We start from the raw sequence: 4,641 nt of genomic DNA, 5'->3' as shown, positions 1-4,641 counted from the left end.
CAAATTTATTTAATTATTGAATGTACTTTAATCACACGTATAGTTTTTAGTTTATCATCTTCTGCACCCTGAACAGGAAGACCAGCTTCTATATTTTTTCTTGTATAGAGTATATTATCTTCTGTTATTATTTCTCCTGGTATAAAGATTGGTATTCCAGGAGGATATACCATTACAAATTCCGCAATAATTCTGCCAGCAGACTGTTCAAATGGAATCACTTCGGTTTTCTCGTAAAAAGCATCGCGCGGTGTTAAAGCTAACAATGGAATCTCAGGTAACAAGACTGAACTGTTTACATTTTCATCTGCTTGATTCTTATATTCTAGTGAAAGTTGCGATAAAGCCTGTACAAGTGTCATCAAATCTTCCTCAGAGTCCCCTGGTGTCACAATACAAAGGATGTTGTAAAGATCAGATAATTCAACTTCAATATTAAATTTATTTCGAAGCCACTTTTCAACTTCATAACCAGTAATTCCAAGCTCTTTTACTGATATTAACAGTTTGGTAGGATCCATCGCCAAAGCTGCGCTGGATTCCAGGACTTCTCGACCCATGCAATATAGATAGTCAATTTGATTAATCTTTGAACGTGTTTTCTCGGCTTTTCTAATAGTGTCCTCCAGCAGTGCTTGTCCCTCTGTAGCTAAAGATTTTCTGGCAACATCCAAAGAAGCCAATAATAAATAAGACGTAGAGGTTGTTGTAAGCATACTTAATACAGATTGGACGCGTTTTGATGATACAAGGTTACCTTGTAGGTTTAATATAGAACTCTGTGTAAGGGACCCTCCTAATTTATGCACACTTGTTGCAGCCAAATCAGCCCCGGCCTCCATTGCGGATAAAGGTAGTTCCTGATGAAAATGAATATGTGCTCCGTGTGCTTCATCTACAAGTACTGGTATGCTCCTTGAATGGGCAATCTTCACAATTTTTCTTAAATCCCCCGCGATACACCATAATACGTAGGATTGATGACAAGCACAGCTTTTGTATCTGGATGTAATACTAATGCTCTCTCAATCGAATCGGGTGTAATACCATGAGAAATACCAAAGTGTGCATCCACTTCTGGATGAATAAAAATCGGAACGGCTCGAGAAAAAACAATCGCACTCATGATTGATTTGTGAACATTTCGCGGAACCAAAATTTTATCACCTGGTTCACAAACTGACATAATCATAGCCATAATGGCTCCACTTGTTCCCTGTACAGAGAAGAAGGTATAATCAGCACCAAATGCTTCAGCAGCTAACTCCTGTGACTGTTTAATAATTCCTTTAGGGAGATGCAGGTCATCTAATGGCGCTATATTGATTAAATCGATTGAAAGTGCATTTTCACCGATAAATTCTCTAAATTCTGGATCCATTCCATTCCCTTTTTTATGACCGGGAATGTGAAATTGGATCGGATTTTTTTCTGCATGTTTTTTTAAGGCTGTAAATAATGGTGTTTCAAATTGGTTTACCAATGTGTAACACACCCTTTCTCATCTTATATTTTGTAAAACCATAGTTGTAGTAGATGATTAAAGAGTTCTTTAGACTGGTACCTTCCTACATAAAAAGAACCAAACTCTCCAAATCGGGCACTAACTTCATCGAATCGCATTTCGTAAATTAGTTTTTTAAATTGAATCGGATCCTCCCCAAATAATGCTACGCCCCATTCATAATCGTCTAATCCCACTGATCCTAAAATGATTTGCTTTACCTTACCGGCATACTTTCGGCCAATTAAGCTATGGCTTCGCATCATTTTCTTGCGTTCTTCAGTTGATAACATGTACCAATTATCACTACCTCTGCGTAGCTTATTCATCGGTAGAAACAAATATATTTCACATTAGGAATTTTTGGATACAGACGTTCTCTAATTTCTGGTTTAGCATATGGATCTTCCCCTTTTGGAAGATAATTGCTTAGTTCGACTACTGAAACATACGATGTCGTTTGGACCGTATACTCAGCGAATTTAGTTTTATTAAATGCTAGTTCTATTTGAGTTAGTTCATCAAGGGTGGGACGGAGAAACATAAACATAATATCAGCTTTATACCCCAATATTTGATAGAAAGCCTGACTACCTTCTCCTCGTTCTTGAATACCATTCCATTCATTCCACAATTCAATTATCTCGTTAACCACCTCTTGATGTTTGTCATCATTTAAAGACTTCTAGCTTTTCCAGTCGATCTTGCGAAAATTGTTTAGGCAGTACCACCCATCCAATGTTTCGGTTACATTAGACATTGTTTTCAACTTCCTTTGTTAATAATTATTCTATATAAGGCTTAATACTATCTAACGCCTTACGTTTCAAAATCTGATTCATTTGAAACATAACCTTTCCCTCAAATGTGATATTTGTGAATTGATTCACAAATTCACATGAAAAACTTCATAAAAGATCTACATAAATAGACATATAAGAATCCACTTCTCCATATTATCGGATTTTAATTTTTTATGACCATCCAATAAGCTACTTTTTTCACCATCCATATTTTGTTTATCAAAAAAAGGATCACGTCAATAACATGATCCCTTCTAACTTCAAATATTAGTAGACGCAAGTGCTTCCGCAAACCTTCTAATTCCTTCATCAATGGATTCTTCATTTTCCCTTGCAAATGTAAAACGAACAAAACCTTTTTGAGACCCCATCGTATACCCCGGGACATAAATGACTCCCTTTTTGATTGATTCCTCGAGTAATTGCGTTTCATTCACCTCTTTTTTTATCCTGCACCAAATATGAATGCCGCCCATAGGGGTGGAATAATCAACTTCATCTTTTAAATTAAATTCAAGACTTCTAATAATTTGGTCTCTTCTTTTTTCCAATTGTTTGTTTAAATTTTCAATATGATAATGAAAATTTTGGGATTCTAAAAAATCATTTGCGATCCACTGTGTAAAACTTGCATGACCAAAATCGATTTGCTGTTTCGCATCTGAGAGTCTTTCAATAACAGAGGTTGGGCCTATGATCCAACCAATCCTTAATCCTGAAGCAACGATCTTTGATAAAGAACTTATATATAAAACATTTCCATTGACATCCATTGATTTTAAAGTAGATACCTTTTCCCCTGTAAAGGATGTTAAACTGTAAGGGTCATCTTCAACGACGGGGATACCATGTTCTGAAGATATTTCAAGAATCGCTTTCCGTTTCTTTTCGCTAAATAGAGCACCTGTTGGATTTTGAAAAGAAGGATTCAGGAATATCATTCGTATTCGATGCTTTTTATGCAAGGAAAGTAAGTCATCCGGATTGATACCATCATGGTTTACAGGAAGGTAATAAGGTCTCAGTCCTGCTGATTTAAATATTGGAAGATTATAGTTGTAAGAGGGATCTTCCAATGCCACTGCATCACCTTGTTTTAATAGACATTGAACCACTAAGTGTAATGCTTGTTGTGCCCCAGATGTAATTAAGATGGATGAAGGATTCGTTTCTATTTTTCGATATTGCTTAACATGCTTTGCAATGGTTTCTCGTAATATTGCGTTTCCTTGCGGATGATCATAACCTAAGCTTCCAACAAACGACCGAGAAGAAGTAATCTCTCTTAAGTATTTCAATGGAAATAGATCCTCTGAAATTTCTCCGCTAGCTAGATTAATTAACTTATGTTCTACGGCTTCTCTCCTGATCCTCTGGGTTACAGGCAAGTTAGGTAAAAAGGATCCTGCTTCGATATACCTGTTCCAGGAAGGAATACGTTTCTTGGTAATTCCCCAAATATCTTTACTTATAGTTGTTCCGCTTCCTCTAGTTCTTTGAATTAGCCCATTTGACTCCAATTCATCATATGCAGCCACAACTGTACTTCTATTAATATTGAGATCTTTAGCTAAGGATCTCTCAGAAGGCAATGGTTTATCTGGTGGAAAAGTACCATCCGCAATTCCGTTTTCGATATATTCTGCAAGTTGTTTATATATAGCTTTTTTTGATGTTCGATCTGGTTTCCAATCCATATAATACATTCCTTATTGTCTGTAATTTGTTTATATTCAAATTATTATCTTCCTTTATTTGTTTAAATCAGAAGTAATCTTTAATTTTTAGGCTCTGTTAAACTTTGTGGTTGATTTGCGCTCCAGGCGCTTCGCTTTCCGCGGGCCTGCCGGGCGAGCCTCCTCGGCACTCTTGCGCCTGCGGGGTCTCCCCTGCCCCGTATACTCCCGCAGGAGTCTTCGAGCCTTCCGCTCCAATCAACTGTGTAAAAAATCAACAATGTTCTTTAACAGAGCCAATTTTTAAAAAAACCTATCGTCATTATGACAATAGGTTCAAATCGGTTTTAGAAGAAATTAAGTAAAAAACACAATAAATATTCCAAGAGCAATTAAAATTAATGGAATAGAAATAGCATAAATCAATGTCAAATTTGTAGTGTTTCTTTTTGTAGAACTGCTATATTTTACATCTGCTTTTCCAGCTGTTAATAATGTTGAAATAATGGCGATTATGATAACTGCGATTACCAAGGTGGTTAAAATCTTCATGTAACACCTCTAATAAAATATTCGTGATTTTAGATAATTGAATTTTGACCTAACAAGAATAAATTGTATTAGCCTTATCAGTATATCAACTTTAAAAGTATAATAT

The 4,641-nt window shown here is 36.0% G+C and carries 2 protein-coding genes and 2 pseudogenes; all 4 read right to left on the bottom strand.

Annotation, left to right across the window (positions count from 1 at the left end; translation table 11 throughout):
- Nucleotides 1–5: 5 nt before the first annotated feature.
- Nucleotides 6–1,483: pseudogene (locus V7161_RS21645) on the bottom strand (aminotransferase class I/II-fold pyridoxal phosphate-dependent enzyme).
- 23 nt (nt 1,484–1,506) lie between these two features.
- A pseudogene (gene hemQ / locus V7161_RS21640) lies at nt 1,507–2,264 on the bottom strand (hydrogen peroxide-dependent heme synthase).
- Between the two features lie 303 nt (nt 2,265–2,567).
- Nucleotides 2,568–4,004, bottom strand: coding sequence for a PLP-dependent aminotransferase family protein (locus V7161_RS21635; RefSeq protein WP_335714937.1), 1,437 nt, complete (start codon nt 4,002–4,004; stop codon nt 2,568–2,570).
- 336 nt (nt 4,005–4,340) lie between these two features.
- The gene (locus tag V7161_RS21630) at nt 4,341–4,535 is read right to left on the bottom strand and encodes a hypothetical protein (RefSeq protein ID WP_335714936.1); all 195 of its coding nucleotides are present in this window, start codon (nt 4,533–4,535) and stop codon (nt 4,341–4,343) included.
- Between the last annotated feature and the right edge of the window lie 106 nt (nt 4,536–4,641).

Source organism: Neobacillus drentensis, assembly GCF_036965425.1.
GTDB lineage: Bacteria > Bacillota > Bacilli > Bacillales > Cytobacillaceae > Neobacillus > Neobacillus drentensis_F.
Note: the sequence above shows the minus strand (reverse complement) of the source record. Positions and strands in the feature narration are given on the sequence as shown.